The 14,429-nt window shown below is 65.2% G+C and carries 15 protein-coding genes and 1 tRNA gene; 7 read left to right on the top strand and 9 right to left on the bottom strand.

From position 1 onward, the window contains the following. Positions 1-2: 2 nt before the first annotated feature. The 8 genes from AC0IZJ_RS25115 to AC0IZJ_RS25080 form a co-directional block, all read right to left on the bottom strand. Positions 3-218, bottom strand: coding sequence for a DNA gyrase inhibitor YacG (locus AC0IZJ_RS25115; RefSeq protein ID WP_348014033.1), 216 nt, complete (start codon positions 216-218; stop codon positions 3-5). A gap of 7 nt (positions 219-225) precedes the next feature. Then, entirely contained in the window at positions 226-981 is a 756-nt protein-coding gene (zapD, locus tag AC0IZJ_RS25110) for a cell division protein ZapD (protein ID WP_471854450.1), read from the bottom strand. 15 nt (positions 982-996) lie between these two features. Beyond that, positions 997-1,602 (bottom strand): dephospho-CoA kinase, encoded by a 606-nt coding sequence (coaE, locus tag AC0IZJ_RS25105; RefSeq protein WP_471854448.1) that lies wholly within the window; start codon positions 1,600-1,602, stop codon positions 997-999. 4 nt (positions 1,603-1,606) lie between these two features. Next, entirely contained in the window at positions 1,607-2,548 is a 942-nt protein-coding gene (locus tag AC0IZJ_RS25100; RefSeq protein WP_471854447.1) for a prepilin peptidase, read from the bottom strand. 69 nt (positions 2,549-2,617) lie between these two features. Further along, positions 2,618-3,841, bottom strand: a complete 1,224-nt coding sequence (locus tag AC0IZJ_RS25095; RefSeq protein WP_471854446.1) for a type II secretion system F family protein — start codon at positions 3,839-3,841, stop codon at positions 2,618-2,620. Positions 3,842-3,859: 18 nt separating this feature from the next. Beyond that, complete coding sequence (gene pilB / locus AC0IZJ_RS25090; protein ID WP_471854525.1) at positions 3,860-5,527, bottom strand: type IV-A pilus assembly ATPase PilB; 1,668 nt, start codon at positions 5,525-5,527, stop codon at positions 3,860-3,862. Positions 5,528-5,732: 205 nt separating this feature from the next. Beyond that, positions 5,733-5,809, bottom strand: a tRNA-Pro gene (locus AC0IZJ_RS25085). Positions 5,810-5,835: 26 nt separating this feature from the next. Then, positions 5,836-6,765: a polyprenyl synthetase family protein gene (locus tag AC0IZJ_RS25080; RefSeq protein WP_471854523.1), complete on the bottom strand. Its 930-nt coding sequence runs from the start codon at positions 6,763-6,765 to the stop codon at positions 5,836-5,838. Positions 6,766-7,119: 354 nt separating this feature from the next. On the opposite strand from AC0IZJ_RS25080, the gene rplU reads away from it, so the two are divergent. The 4 genes from rplU to proB all read left to right on the top strand — a co-directional run bounded on the left by rplU (position 7,120) and on the right by proB (position 10,113). After that, positions 7,120-7,431 (top strand): 50S ribosomal protein L21, encoded by a 312-nt coding sequence (gene rplU, locus AC0IZJ_RS25075; RefSeq protein ID WP_471854445.1) that lies wholly within the window; start codon positions 7,120-7,122, stop codon positions 7,429-7,431. A gap of 35 nt (positions 7,432-7,466) precedes the next feature. Continuing rightward, positions 7,467-7,730 (top strand): 50S ribosomal protein L27, encoded by a 264-nt coding sequence (gene rpmA, locus AC0IZJ_RS25070; protein ID WP_394482031.1) that lies wholly within the window; start codon positions 7,467-7,469, stop codon positions 7,728-7,730. A 135-nt stretch (positions 7,731-7,865) separates the two neighbouring features. Continuing rightward, the gene (gene obgE, locus AC0IZJ_RS25065) at positions 7,866-8,924 is read left to right on the top strand and encodes a GTPase ObgE (protein ID WP_471854443.1); all 1,059 of its coding nucleotides are present in this window, start codon (positions 7,866-7,868) and stop codon (positions 8,922-8,924) included. Positions 8,925-8,997: 73 nt separating this feature from the next. Further along, the gene (proB, locus tag AC0IZJ_RS25060) at positions 8,998-10,113 is read left to right on the top strand and encodes a glutamate 5-kinase (RefSeq protein ID WP_471854441.1); all 1,116 of its coding nucleotides are present in this window, start codon (positions 8,998-9,000) and stop codon (positions 10,111-10,113) included. Positions 10,114-10,137: 24 nt separating this feature from the next. Here proB and AC0IZJ_RS25055 read toward each other — a convergent pair whose 3' ends face one another. Beyond that, positions 10,138-10,782: an RNA pyrophosphohydrolase gene (locus AC0IZJ_RS25055; protein ID WP_471854438.1), complete on the bottom strand. Its 645-nt coding sequence runs from the start codon at positions 10,780-10,782 to the stop codon at positions 10,138-10,140. 140 nt (positions 10,783-10,922) lie between these two features. Between AC0IZJ_RS25055 and AC0IZJ_RS25050 the strand changes: the two genes are divergently transcribed. From AC0IZJ_RS25050 to AC0IZJ_RS25040, 3 genes are read left to right on the top strand one after another with little or no spacing between them, the layout of a single operon-like run. Continuing rightward, positions 10,923-12,665 (top strand): proline--tRNA ligase, encoded by a 1,743-nt coding sequence (locus tag AC0IZJ_RS25050; protein ID WP_471854436.1) that lies wholly within the window; start codon positions 10,923-10,925, stop codon positions 12,663-12,665. Further along, a complete protein-coding gene (locus tag AC0IZJ_RS25045; RefSeq protein WP_471854434.1) occupies positions 12,662-13,774 on the top strand; it encodes a DUF418 domain-containing protein in 1,113 nt (370 codons plus the stop codon). Before AC0IZJ_RS25050 ends, AC0IZJ_RS25045 begins: the two co-directional genes overlap by 4 nt. Continuing rightward, positions 13,771-14,427, top strand: a complete 657-nt coding sequence (locus AC0IZJ_RS25040) for a lytic transglycosylase domain-containing protein (protein ID WP_471854433.1) — start codon at positions 13,771-13,773, stop codon at positions 14,425-14,427. The genes AC0IZJ_RS25045 and AC0IZJ_RS25040 overlap by 4 nt, the downstream gene beginning before the upstream one ends. Positions 14,428-14,429 lie beyond the last annotated feature (2 nt).

The following is a 14,429-nucleotide window of genomic DNA, read 5'->3' as shown; positions in this document are numbered from 1 at the left end:
AGTCAATGCACCAGCGGTTCGCCGTCCGGCCCGTATTCATCGGGGTTCTGCGGCGGCGTGGCGGGTACGCGGAAGGACTCGCTGGCCCAGGCGCCGAGGTCGATCTGCCGGCAGCGCTCGCTGCAAAACGGCCGCCATTTGTTGCTGGGCGCGAACACGCTGTCGCCACCGCACTGCGGGCAGCGCACGATGCGCTCACCTTGGGCGTTCGTCTTCATTGGCTATTCACTGGCAAAGCGCGAGCTCGAAGCCGCTGTCTTCTGCGGCCAGCTTGAGCCGGCCTTCCTCGTCCTGGCGCATCAGGCGAATGGAGATCATCAGCCGGTGGCCCGAGATCTCGGGGATCAGCCCGAGGCTGGGGTCGAGGCGCATGCGCAGAAGCTGGTAGACCCGGCCGGCCGGCAGGCTCTGCTGGAATTGGCCGGCCGTGGCCGCCACCTTGTGCGGCGCGCCGGAGTCGCGCAGCAGGCTCAGCAGCACCTGCAGAGCTTCGGCCATGGGCATCAACGTCTGGGCCCAGCCCATCAGGTCCTTGCGGCGGCGCACCGGCGGCAGCTGCTGCCAGTTGTAGTAGGCCGGCAGGTCGAACTCGCAGGTGCCGCCCGGGATGCTGATGCGGCTGCGGATGCTCATCAGCCAGTCGTTGCTGTTCAGCGTCGCGCCAGTCTTGCCGGTCAGCGCGTTCAGGCGCTGGTAGGCACCGTCGATGCGGGCGACGACCTCATCCAGCCGCGTGTCATCGACACCGGGGCTGCCGCGGTAGGCGTTGAACTGCGCCTTGTGCTTTTCGAGCTCCTTGAGCAGGTCGCTCTTCAGGTCGGCGCGCGAGGCGACGTCGAGGATCTCGAACAGCGTGACCAGCGCGAAATGATGGTCGAGCGCAGGGTCACGGGCCATCAAGGTGCCGAGACGGTCGAACAGGTGTTCCAGGCGGAGCATCGTGCGGATGCTCTCGTTGAACGGGTACTCGTACAGGACCACGGCGGAGGGCTTCAGTCAGGGCGTGTGGATTGTTTCACAGCCCCAGCGTGCGGCCAGGCTCATGACCTCGTTTCTGAGCGTGACAAGCGCAAGGCCATCATTCAGCAGCACCGCATCGGCTGCGGCACGACGGGCCTGGCGCGTGGTCTGCGCGGCCAGTGCGCCTTCAACGCGCTCGCGCGTCCAGCCCGGGCGTTGCAGCACGCGTTCGATCTGCGTCTCGGCCGAGCAGTCGACAACGAGCACGCGCGAGACACGGGCGCGCCAGCGGCTGGATTCGACGAGCAGCGGCACGTCAAACACGACGAAGGCGGAGGTGGCTGCGTCGGCCTGGATCAGCGCTTCGGCGGTGATCAGCGGGTGCAGGATGGCCTCGAGCCGGCGCTTGGCAGTGGCGTCCGAAAAGACGAGAGCGCGCATGCGCTCGCGGTCCAGCGCGCCGTCAGTCGTCACGAAGTCGGCGCCGAAGCCTTGTGCGATGGCCGGCATGGCTGCGCCGCCGGCCAGCGTCAGGCCGCGCGAGATGGCATCGGTGTCGACGATGGCGGCTCCCGCCTCGCGCAGGAAGCCGGCGACCGTGCTCTTGCCCGAGCCGATGCCGCCGGTCAGGCCAATCCTCATTTCTTCATGCCCAGCCGAGCCAGCCCAGCACGGTCTCCCGGCCCGCAAACAGCACGACGAGGCCACCACCGGCCAAGAAGGGGCCAAAGGGCACGTAGCGACCTTCGCGCAGGCTGGCCGTCATTTTCATCAGCAGGCCGATGACGGCACCGACGGCCGACGCACCGAGCACGACCGGCAGCAGCATCTGCCAGCCCAACCAGGCGCCCAGCGCCGCCAGCAGCTTGAAGTCGCCCGGCGCCATGCCGATCTGGCCGCGCAGTTTCTCGTAGAGCCAGGCGATGGACCACAGCGACATATAGCCCGCCACCGCGCCGATGACGGAGTTCTCAAGAGAGATGGGCGTCCAGCCCAGCAGCGCAGCGAGCAGGCCGGCCCACAGCAGCGGCTGGTTGATGACATCGGGCAACAACGTCGTGTCCCAGTCGATCATCGCCAGCGCAATCAGCGCGGCGACGAAGCCGCACCAGAGCAGCGTCGTCGGCTGGGCGCCGAAGCGCCAGGACAGTGCCGCAAAGGCCAGGCCGGTGAGCAACTCGACGATGGGATAGCGCTTGGCGATGGGCGCCTTGCAGGCCGCGCACTTGCCGCCCAGCCGCAGCCAGCCGATGACGGGCAGGTTCTCGTGCCAGCGCAGTTGGTGCCCGCAATGCGGGCAGCGCGAGCGCGGCGCGGCGATGCTGAAAGGCGGCAGTGCCTCTATCCGAGTGCCGAAGTCGTCGACCGCCTTGGCCAGCTTGTCGGCCTCGGGCTGAGGGATGCGCGCCACGCGTGCCATCGCGGCCGCCTCGGTCAATTGCGCGGCCGACTCATGCAGCCAGTCGCGCTCCAGCATCAGCGGCAGCCTGTGGATCACGACATTCAAAAAGCTGCCGATGCACAGACCGAGGATGCCCAGCACCCAGGGCGAGAGCCAGATAGACCAGTCGATGGAGGCGAGGGACATGGTGTTGTGGTGCAGGTGAAAGGGGAGGCGGGCAGGAATCTACCCGCGTGCAGCGACCTTGCGCCTGGCTCAGACCACGGTGCCGATCTTGAAGATGGGCAGGTACATCGACACGACGATGCCGCCGATGATGGTGCCGAGGATGACGATGATGAAGGGCTCCATCAGGCTGGACAGGGCCTTCACGGCCTCGTCCACTTCGTCCTCGTAAAACTCGGCGGCCTTGGCCAGCATGTGGTCCAGCGAGCCGGATTCCTCGCCGATGGAGGCCATCTGCAGCACCATGGTCGGGAAGATGCCGGTCGTCTGCATCGAGGTCGTCAGCGCCGAGCCGGTCGACACGTCGCGTTGGATCTGCTCGGTGGCTTCCTGGAACACAGCATTGCCCGAGGCGCCGCCGACCGAGTCCAGCGCTTCGACGAGCGGCACGCCGGCGGCAAACATCGTCGACAAGGTGCGCGTCCAGCGGGCAACGGCCGACTTGAACAGCAGATCGCCGAAAACCGGGATCTTCAGCAGGATGCGGTCCATGCGCTTTTGCATCTTCACCGAGCGCTTCCAGCTCTGGAAGAAGAAATACAGGCCTCCACCGATGCTGCCGAAAATGGCCCACCAATAGCTGACGAAGAACTCCGACATTGCGATGACGATCAACGTCGGCGCGGGCAGGTCGGCGCCGAAGGACGTGAACACGTCCTTGAAGGCTGGGATGACGAAGATCATGATGACCGCGACGACGATGAAGGCGACGACCAGCACGGCGATCGGATACGTCAGCGCCGATTTGATCTTGTTCTTGATCGCGACCGTCTTTTCCTGATAGACAGCCAGCCGGTCCAGCAGGGCCTCAAGAATGCCGCCCGTCTCGCCGGCCTCAACGAGGTTGCAGTAGAGCGCGTCGAAATACATCGGATGCTTGCGAAAAGCCGACGACAGGCTGGTACCGGTCTCCACGTCCTGGCGGATGTCGTTGAGCAGCCGTGCCAAACGCGGATTGGTCGCCCCGCGGGCGACGATGTCGAAGGCCTGCAGCAGCGGCACGCCTGCGCGCATCATGGTCGCAAGCTGCCGCGTGAAGACGGCGATGTCCTTCTGCTTGATGGATGAACCGCCACTGACGCGACGCTTCTTGACCTTGTTGACGAGGATGCCCTGGCGGCGCAGCGTTGCGCTGACCATGGCTTCGCCGCCAGCGCGCAACTCGCCCTTGACGATCTTGCCGTTGCGGTCCTTGCCCTCCCATTCGAAAACGAAATCCTTGACGCCTTTTGCTGAAGCGGTGGCAGTGGCCATGCGCTCTCCCTTTTCGACTTATTCGTTGGTGGCGGACAGGACTTCTTCAAGCGTCGTGACGCCCGCGCGAACCTTGACAAGGCCGGACTGACGCAGGTCACGCACGCCTTCTTTCTTGGCTTGCTCGGCGATGTCCATCGCCGTTCCTTGGGCCAGGATGATGCGCTGGATCGGTTCGGTAATGGGCATCACTTGGTAGAGCCCCAGCCGGCCGCGGTAACCGTTCGTACAGTTGCTACAGCCGACTGCGCGATAAGGCTTCCAACTGCCGTCGAACTCTTCCTCGGTAAAGCCTGCCTTGAGCATCGCATCGCGAGGATAGTCCGCCGCTTGCTTGCAGTTCTCGCACAGCCGGCGCACGAGGCGCTGTGCCGTGATCAGCAGCACGCTCGACGCGATGTTGAACGGCGCCACGCCCATGTTCAGCAGGCGGGTCAGCGTCTTGGGCGCGTCGTTGGTGTGCAGCGTCGACATGACCATGTGGCCCGTTTGCGCGGCCTTGATGGCGATGTCTGCCGTCTCCAGGTCGCGGATCTCACCCACCATGATGATGTCGGGGTCCTGGCGCAGGAAGGACTTCAGCGCGGCCGAGAAGTTCAGGCCGGCCTTGTCGTTGACGTTGACCTGATTGATGCCGGGCAAGTTGATTTCAGCCGGATCTTCAACCGTCGAGATATTGACGCCGGGCTGGTTGAGGATGTTCAGGCAGGTGTAGAGCGACACCGTTTTGCCGGAGCCCGTCGGGCCAGTCACCAACACCATGCCGTAGGGACGGTAGATGCAGGCGAGCAGCCGCTCCTTTTCGATCTTCTCGTAGCCGAGCGCCTCGATGCCCAGCTTGGCCGAGGACGAGTCCAGGATACGAATGACAATCTTCTCGCCGAACAGCGTGGGCAGCGTGCTGACGCGGAAGTCGATGGACTTGGCGCCGAACTTCAGCTTCATGCGCCCGTCCTGGGGTACACGCTTTTCGGCGATGTCCAGGCGCGAGATCACCTTGATGCGCGAGGCCAGCTTGTCCTTGATGGCGATGGGTGGTTGCGTGATCTCGCGCAGCTCGCCGTCGACGCGGAAGCGGACGCGATAGTGGTATTCGTAGGGCTCGAAGTGCAGGTCGGATGCGCGCAGGTTGATGGCGTCCACCAGCATCTTCTGCAGGAAGCGCACCACCGGTGCGTCCTCGACATCGGCCAGTTCGGCTGATTCCTGCTGTGTCGGTGCGTCGTCCTCGGCGATGTCGAAGTCGAAGTCGCCGCCAGCGATGGATTCCAGCGACTCGGTTGCGCTGACCCCGACATTGGCCAGCATCTTTGCAAGCTTGTCGTGCTCGACGATGACCCATTCAGGCTGCAGCTGCGTCGCGAACTTGATGCGCTCGATGACCTCGAGATCGGTCGGGTCCGCGCCGCCGACGAACAGCCGATTGCCGCGCCTCGACAGCGCGACGACTTGATATTGCTGGGCCAGCTTGCCTTCGATGATGTCCTTCGGCATGCGCTGCGGGTCCATCGCCGCCAGATCCAGTAGCGGCAGGGCCAACGCACTGGACAGGGTGTGCGCCAAGTCCGACGGCGACACCTGGCCGCTGGCAATCACGGCGGTGACGAAACTGATCTTCTTGTCGCGCGCCTGCTTGACGAGATCCTCGGCAGCCTTGGCCTGCAGCTTGCCGGCGTGCACGAGCATGCGCGCAACCCCGGACAGGGCGGACTGAAGCGGCTCGACGAGCGTGGTTTCCACTGCAATGGCGTCAGCGACGCGAAGACACGAAGTCTGATGATTGTGCCAGCGGCGGAACTATTACCCAGCGAGCGGATTCGCCGAAGTTCCGTGACGGATTCAGCAATGCCGCAGTGCGGCGATAGGGCCCTCGTCCCGAGGGCGGAAGACTTGGTCGGGGTGAGAGGATTCGAACCTCCGGCCTCTACGTCCCGAACGTAGCGCTCTACCAGGCTAAGCTACACCCCGATGTCTTCATCGTCGTCAGCAGGCATTCATGAATGCCGCTCAACCGACTGAATCGCGAATTCTAGCAGAGATTCTGTCCACCGATTTCGAGGCAACAGCTGCAGACTTTCGCTCGCATGCCGTGCCTCGGCGCGAGCGGCCTCGCGAGTGGACTCCAGCGCACCGGTCGAGCGGACGATGGCAACGATCTCCTCCAGCTTCTCCAGTTCGCCTTCCTCGATCGCATGGCGCAGCAGCGCACGCTGTTCGGGTTTGGAGCGCTCCATCGCGATCAGCAGCGGCAGTGTCGTCTTGCCTTCGCGCAAGTCGTCGCCAATGTTCTTGCCCAGTTCATGGGCATCACCCTCGTAGTCCAGCACGTCATCGATAAGCTGGAAAGAGGTGCCGAGAGAGCGGCCGTAGGCGGCACAGGCTTCCTCGACTTCGGTCGACGCGTTCGCGAGCACGGCGCCCAGGCGGGCGCTGGCCTCGAAAAGCTTGGCAGTCTTGAAGCGGATGACGCGCAGATAGCTTTCGACCGTGATGTCGGGATCGTGCATGTTCATCAACTGCAGGACCTCTCCCTCGGCGATGACATTCGTCGCTTCGGCCAGCACGTCCAGCACCCGCATGCGGTCCACCGAGACCATCATCTGGAAGGCGCGCGAGTAGAGGAAGTCTCCGACCAGCACGCTGGCTGCGTTGCCGAACAGCGCATTGGCCGTCGGCTTGCCACGGCGCAGCGAGGATTCGTCGACGACGTCGTCGTGCAGCAGCGTGGCGGTGTGGATGAATTCGACGACAGCCGCAAGTTCAAATCGCGCTTGGCCCTCGAAGCCCAGCGCATTCGCGAACAGGAGCACGAGCTTGGGGCGCATGCGTTTGCCGCCGGCATGCACGATGTAGTGGGCGATCTGGTCGATCAGCGCCACATCGGAACTCAGTCGCTGGGCGATGACGGTGTCGACCTGGGCCATCTCGGCGGCCAGCAGATTCAAGGCCTCGGCAACTTGGGGTGAAGGCGAGGCTGACTCGACGCGCACACTGGACTCTCAGGCTGGGAATTCGAAGATTATAGGAAGCGGCTTGCGTGGTCCATTCAGGATCGCCTGTCGGCGGCTGAACAAGGCGCGCATGGAGCTTGCGGCGGAGCCAGTTGCCATTGAGCTGGCGCTACGGGTATACTCGCGGGCTCTTTGCAACTCGTGCGCCGTCATGGCTGCGAGCGCCGAGAGAAAACAAAACCGACAAAAAGGCCCGGCGCATGCGGGGATCACCCAGGTGGTCGCTGTGAGCCAGGTGAATGCACCGCAAGGTGTGAAAGGACGAACATGTACGCAGTCATCAAGACTGGCGGCAAGCAATACAAGGTTGCTGCCGGCGAGAAGATCAAGGTCGAGTTGCTCGACGCGGAAGTCGGCGCTTTGGTCACCATCGACCAAGTGCTGGCAGTTGGCAGCGGTGACGGCCTGACGGTCGGCGCTCCGCTGGTCGCTGGCGCCACGGTCAGTGCCACGGTCGTCAGCCACGGCAAGCACGACAAGGTTCGCATCTTCAAGATGCGCCGTCGCAAGCACTACAAGAAGAGCCAAGGCCATCGCCAGAACTACACCGAGCTGGAAATCAGCGCGGTCAACGGCTGATCCAGCCGCTTTCGCTAATTTTGAGGAGCTAACTCATGGCACAGAAAAAAGGCGGCGGTTCCACACGGAACGGCCGCGACTCCAAGCCCAAGATGCTGGGCGTCAAGGCTTTCGGCGGCGAACTGATCTCCGCTGGTTCGATCATCGTGCGTCAGCGCGGCACCCGGTTCCACCCCGGCGTGAACGTCGGCATCGGCAAGGACCACACGCTGTTCGCGTTGGTCGACGGCCATGTCAGCTTCACTGTCAAGGGCGCGAAGAACCGTTCCACGGTCGTCATCACGCCGCTGGCCGCCTAAGGTCAGCCGTCGCGGGCGATTTCATCGCCCGACGCTCCAAGCCCCGGCCCTCCCGGGGCTTTGTCATTTCTGAAGCCTGGCGCGCCGCACGACGGCGGGCCGGCCACAACCCAGCCATTACGATGGCCGCCCGCCATGAAATTCGTTGACGAAGCCACCATTGATGTCGCCGCTGGCAATGGCGGGGCGGGCTGTGCGAGCTTTCGCCGCGAGAAGTTCATCCCGTTCGGCGGGCCGGACGGCGGCGACGGCGGCAAGGGCGGCAGCGTCTGGGCCGAAGCCGACCGCAACCTCAACACGTTGATCGACTACCGCTATGCGCGCCGCCATGAGGCGCGCAACGGCGAGGCGGGCCGCGGCTCCGACTGCTTTGGCGCGGCGTCCGACGACGTTGTGTTGCGCGTGCCGGTCGGCACCATCATCACCGACCTTGAAACCGAGTCCGTCATTGGCGAACTGCTGGAGCCGGGCCAGCGCATCCTGCTGGCCAAGGGCGGCGACGGCGGTTTCGGCAACCTGCATTTCAAGACCTCGACGAACCGCGCGCCGCGTCAGAAGACACCGGGCTGGCCAGGCGAGGTCAAGAAGCTGCGCATGGAGCTGCGCGTGCTGGCCGACGTCGGCCTGCTGGGCCAACCCAACGCTGGCAAGTCGACACTGATCACCGCAGTGTCCAACGCCAAGCCCAAGATCGCGGACTACCCTTTCACGACGCTGCACCCCAATCTGGGCGTCGTGCGGGTCGCGCCGGAGAAGAGCTTCGTCGTTGCCGACATTCCGGGCCTCATCGAAGGCGCCGCTGAAGGTGCCGGCCTGGGCCACCAGTTCCTGCGCCATCTGCAGCGCACGCGATTGCTGCTGCACGTTGTCGACTTAGCACCGTTCGACCCGGAAGTCGATCCGGTCAAGGAAGCGAAGGCCATCGTCGCGGAGCTGAAGAAATACGATCCGGCGCTGCACGCCAAGCCGCGCTGGTTGGTGTTGAACAAGCTGGATATGGTGCCTGAAGAAGAGCGCGAAACCCGCGTGAAGGACTTCGTCAAGCGCTACAAGTGGAAAGGTCCGGTCTTCAAGATCTCGGCGCTGACCCGAGAAGGCTGCCAGCCGCTGATCCACGCCATCTACGACCACGTCGCTGCCGAGCAGCGTGTGCTCGAAGAGCCCGATATCCGTTTCGAATCTCCTGCTGAATGAGCGCCGCGCCGGGCCGTCCTAGGCAAGCTCGCTCCCGCTTGGCGGGACCGGCGGCAGGCCGAAGGGTGCACCAATGAGTTTGTTGTCCAGCGCGCGCCGCATCGTTGTCAAGGTCGGTTCCAGCCTCGTCACCAACGAGGGCCGAGGCATTGATGCCGAGGCGATCGCGAACTGGAGCCGCCAACTTGCGGCGTTGGCGAGCGAAGGGCGGGAACTGATCATGGTGTCCAGCGGCGCCATCGCCGAGGGCATGAAGCGCCTGGGCTGGACGACGCGGCCCAAGGAACTGCACGAGTTGCAGGCCGCCGCCGCCGTGGGCCAGATGGGCTTGGCGCAGATGTACGAAAGCCAGCTCAGCGCGCATGGCATGCACAGCGCCCAGGTGCTGCTGACCCACGCCGACCTGGCCGACCGCGAGCGTTATCTCAATGCCCGCTCGACGCTGCTGACGCTGATGGCCCACCGCGTGCTGCCGGTCATCAATGAGAACGACACCGTCGTCAACGACGAGATCAAGTTTGGCGACAACGACACGCTGGGCGCGCTGGTAGCGAACCTCGTCGAAGCGGATGCCCTCGTCATCCTGACGGACCAGCGCGGCCTGTACTCGGCTGATCCGCGCAAGGACCCTAACGCGCGCTTCATCGACAACGCCCTGGCCGGCGACCCCGAGTTGGAGCGCATGGCTGGTGGCGCCGGGTCCAGCATCGGCCGGGGCGGCATGATCACGAAGATCTTGGCGGCCAAGCGAGCCGCAGGCAGCGGTGCAGGCACCGTCATCGCCTGGGGACGCGAGCCGGATGTGCTGCTGCGCCTGGCGCGCGGCGAGGCCATCGGCACGGCCCTGCACGCAGCGACGCCCAAGCTGGCGGCGCGCAAGCAGTGGATGGTCGACCACCTGCAGATGCGCGGCGCCGTCCGCATCGACGCGGGTGCGGTGACCAAGCTGCGTGGCGAGGGCAAGAGCCTGCTGCCCATCGGCGTCACCGAGGTGCAGGGCGATTTCCACCGTGGTGATGTCATCGCCGTGCTGGCGCCTGACGGCACCGAGCTGGCGCGTGGACTGGCCAACTACTCGGGCACGGAATCGCGACTCATCGCGCGCAGGCCGTCGTCGGAGTTCGAAAGCGTGCTCGGTTACGCCGCCGAGCCGGAGCTGATCCACCGGGACAATCTGGTGCTCCGCTAGGAGCAGCCAAACTTTGGTGCCCCGCTAGGGACGACCAAACTGCGGCGCCGATACCACCTGATCCTGCCCCGAGTCGCCCGGCGATTCACCGTCCGGCGGCGTCTCCGGGCCATCCAGTGGCATCGGTCCGCTGCTCCGCCCTTCGCCGCGGTGCGCCGGCCGCATGCCGGCGCGCAGGTATCGGTTGTGGTGGTTGATGCGCGGCAGGAAGCGCGCAAGTTCCGTCAGCGCCATCTCGTAGACGCCGCGCTTGAACTCGATAACGGACTCCAGCGGCACCCAGTAGTCGTTCCAGCGCCAGGCGTCGAACTCGGGGTGGTCGGTGGCGCGCAGATTCATGTCGCAGTCGCGGCCGACCATCTGCAGCAGGAACCAGATCTGCTTCTGGCCTTTGTAGTGGCCACGTGCATCGCGGCGGATGAAGTGCTCGGGCACCTCATAGCGCAGCCAATCTCGCGTTCTCGCGATGATGCGCACATGCTCTGGAATGAGCCCCACTTCCTCGTGGAGCTCTCGGAACATCGCCTGCTCAGGCGTCTCGCCGTGTTTGATGCCCCCTTGCGGGAACTGCCACGAGTGCGTCCGGATGCGTTTGCCCCAGAAGACCTCGTTGCGATGGTTGAGCAGGATGATGCCGACGTTGGGGCGGAAGCCTTCACGGTCGAGCATAATCAACCTCAAATCTCTAGTTGGTTCGATTATTGCATCGGGCCGCGATCGCGGTACGGCGATCGCTAACCTGAAGATTTGCCTCTGTTCTGTCTTGATTCCGGCCGGGTTTGCACCCGGCCTTTGCATTTGGTCTGCCCATGAAAGCCACCCAGTTCTTCGTCTCTACGCTCAAGGAAGCTCCGGCGGATGCCGAGGTCGTCAGCCACAGGCTGATGATGCGCGCCGGCATGATCAAGCGCCTGGGTGCGGGCATTTACAACTACATGCCGATGGGACTTCGCGTCATCCGCAAGGTCGAGAAGATCATCCGTGAGGAGATGGACGCGGCTGGTGCCATCGAGTGCCTGATGCCCGTCATCCAGCCCGCCGAGCTGTGGCAGGAAACGGGTCGCTTCGACAAGATGGGCCCCGAGCTGCTGCGCGTGAAGGACCGCCATGGGCGCGACTACATCGTGCAGCCGACGAGCGAGGAAGTCATCACCGACATCGCCCGCCAGGAGCTGCGCAGCTATCGCCAGCTGCCGAAAAATTTCTATCACATCCAGACCAAGTTCCGCGACGAGCGCCGCCCGCGCTTCGGCCTGATGCGTGGCCGCGAGTTCACGATGAAGGATGCCTACTCCTTCGACCGTGACGTCGAGGCTGCGGGCCGCAGCTACGACAACATGTACGCGGCCTACGGCAAGATCTTCGACCGCTTCGGCCTGCAATACCGCGCCGTGGCAGCGGACACCGGCGCCATCGGTGGCGACCGCTCGCACGAGTTCCAGGTCATTGCAGACACCGGCGAAGACGCCATCGTCTATTGCCCGACGAGCGACTACGCGGCCAACATGGAGCTGGCAGAGGGCGTGGCGTTGACGGCGTCGCGCGCTGCGGCGACCCAGACGCTGGCAAAGACGCCCACGCCTGGCAAGAGCACCTGCGCTGATGTGGCGGAGCTGCTGGGCCTGCCACTGTCGCAGACCGTCAAGTCGCTGGTGCTGGCCACCGACGAGCTGGACAAGGACGGCAACATCGCCAAGACCCAGGTGTGGCTGCTGCTGGTGCGCGGCGACCATGAGCTGAACGAAGTGAAGGCCGGCAAGGTCGAAGGCCTCAAGGGCGGTTTCCGCTTCGCGACGGGCGGCGAGATCGATGCCCACTTCGGCTGCAAGCCGGGCTACCTCGGCCCCATCGGCCTGAAGGCGCCGCTCAAGATCGTTGCCGACCGCACCGTGTCCAACATGGCCAACTTCGTCTGTGGTGCCAACGAGGCGGACTTCCACTTCACCGGCGCCAACTGGGGCCGCGACCTGCCCGAGCCCGACGTCGTCGCCGACATTCGCAACGTCGTCGCTGGCGACCCCTCGCCGGACGGCAAGGGCGTGCTCGCCATCCAGCGCGGCATCGAGGTGGGCCATGTGTTCTATCTCGGCACCAAGTATTCGGCCGCGATGAACGCCACCTTCCTCGATGAGAACGGCAAGCCCAGGCTGATGGAAATGGGCTGCTACGGCATCGGCGTCACGCGCATCCTGGGCGCGGCCATCGAGCAGAACCACGACGCGCGCGGCATCATCTGGCCGGACGCGATTGCGCCGTTCACGGTGGTCATCTGCCCCATTGGCGCCGACCGCAGCGCGGACGTGAAGGCTGCCGCCGACAAGCTCTACGACGAACTCAAGGCGCTCGGCGTCGACGTGCTGCTGGACGACCGCGGCGAGCGCCCGGGCGCGATGTTTGCGGATTGGGAACTGATCGGCATTCCGCACCGTGTCGTGCTGGGCGACCGCGGCCTGAAGGAAGGCCAAGTCGAGTACCAGGGGCGCCGCGATGAGGCCGCGACCAAGGTGGCCGTGGCCGATGTGGTGGCCCACCTGAAGCAAAAGTTGGCGTGACCGCCGCGGGGCGCCAGCCGCCTCGTGAGGTGGCGGTAGATGCGCTGCGGGCGCTGGCGCTGTTGCCCGTGGTGGCGGTGAACTGGGTGGGCTATGCCACGCTGCCCGATGCCGGTCCGCTCGGCGCTGCGACGCCTGCGGATTCCTGGCTTGCGCAGGGCTGGCTGATCGCCGTCGCGACGTTGCTGGCCGGCAAGGGCATCACGCTGCTGGCCTTTCTGTTCGGCTACAGCCAGGGGCTGTCGCGCCAGGCGCGTGGCACGGAGGCCAGCGCGGTGCGCCGGCGTCGCATGGCGCGGCTGCTGCTGCTCGGTCTGGTGCATGGCCTGCTCGTCTACGCAGGCGACATCCTCACGCTCTACGCTGCCTGCGGACTGTTGATGCTGAGCTGGTCGCGCCTGCGCTTGCGGCAGTTGCGGCGGCGTTTCATCGGGTTGATGTCTGTCGAACTGGTGTTGATCGCCCTCATCTCGCCGTGGATGATTTATCTGGCCGCAGATGAGCCCCAGGCCGTGTTGGCGTCACTTGCCACACCGACGGATTTGCTCCAGTGGTTGGCGCTGAACGGCCGAGGCTTCTTGGTCAACCAGATGAGCTTGCTGTTGCTCGGTTTCCTGCTGCCGTTGGGCTTGATGACTGCCGGCTTGTTGGCCGCGCGTCTGCGGCTGTTCAGTCACCCACGCTGGCGACCCGCACTCCAGCGCTGCGCGCGGCGCTGGCTGTGGCCGGGTATGGCGCTGAACCTGGCGTGGGGCTTCCTGCTTTGGTACGGGCTGCGCACCGCGCAGCCGGGTTGGGCAGATGTCGCCTACGCGTTCAGCATGTATGTCGCGATGCCGCTGCTGCTCGGCGTGGTGCCGTGGCTGGTGCTGGCAGCGCGGCGCCGCGGGGCTGCAATGGAGCGCCTGGCCATGGCCGGGCGCCATACGCTCAGCTTGTACATCGGCAGCTCGTTGTTGAGCCTCGCGCTGCTCAGCGGTGCCGGCCTGGCGCTGCCGCTGGGCACGGCGGCGTTGGGCGCGCTGGCGATGCTCTACTGGGGCGTCTGGGTGGCGTTGGCGCCGCGTTGGCAAGGGCGGTTGCCGTTGGAGGCGTGGTTGTCCAGATGATGGCCGGGAAGACAGTGCTTTCCTCGTTGACGGAGTCGCTTTCGCGCCGTGGCCTGCTGCTGGCCGGGGCGGCCGGGCTGCTGCTGCCGTCTCGCCCGGCCTGGGCCGGCGCTCAGCGCGAGGAGCCGTTGATGGACTCGATCCGCTCGGCCTTGAGCGCTTCCATTGCCCAGGCCGCGCCGCCCCGGCCGAGGTTCGACGACACCGAGGCGCGCATGGCCTATCTGCGCTGGCTGGGCGCCATGAGCGAGCGGTTGAAGAAGCGCAAGACCGAGACGCAGATCCGCATCGAGTTCCTGGAGACCGTCTGGTACGAAGCCCGGCGCGCGGGCCTGGAGCCCAGCCTGGTGCTGGGCCTGGTGCAGGTGGAGAGCGGCTTTCGCAAGTACGCGATCAGCACGGCCGGCGCGCGCGGCTATATGCAGGTCATGCCGTTCTGGACGCGGGCCATCGGCGATGGCAATGCGTCGGGCCTCTTCCACATGCAGACCAACCTGCGATTCGGCTGCGTGATCCTGCGCCATTACCTCGACATCGAGAAGGGCGACATGTACCTGGCCCTGGGCCGCTACAACGGCAGCCGGGGGCGGCCGGAGTATCCGAACGCGGTGTTCGCGTCGCGCCGTCAGTGGCTGTTGCCGGGCGAGAAGTAGCC

The organism is Roseateles sp. AC306, from assembly GCF_979253795.1.
This window is presented reverse-complemented; position numbering and strand designations above follow the sequence as displayed.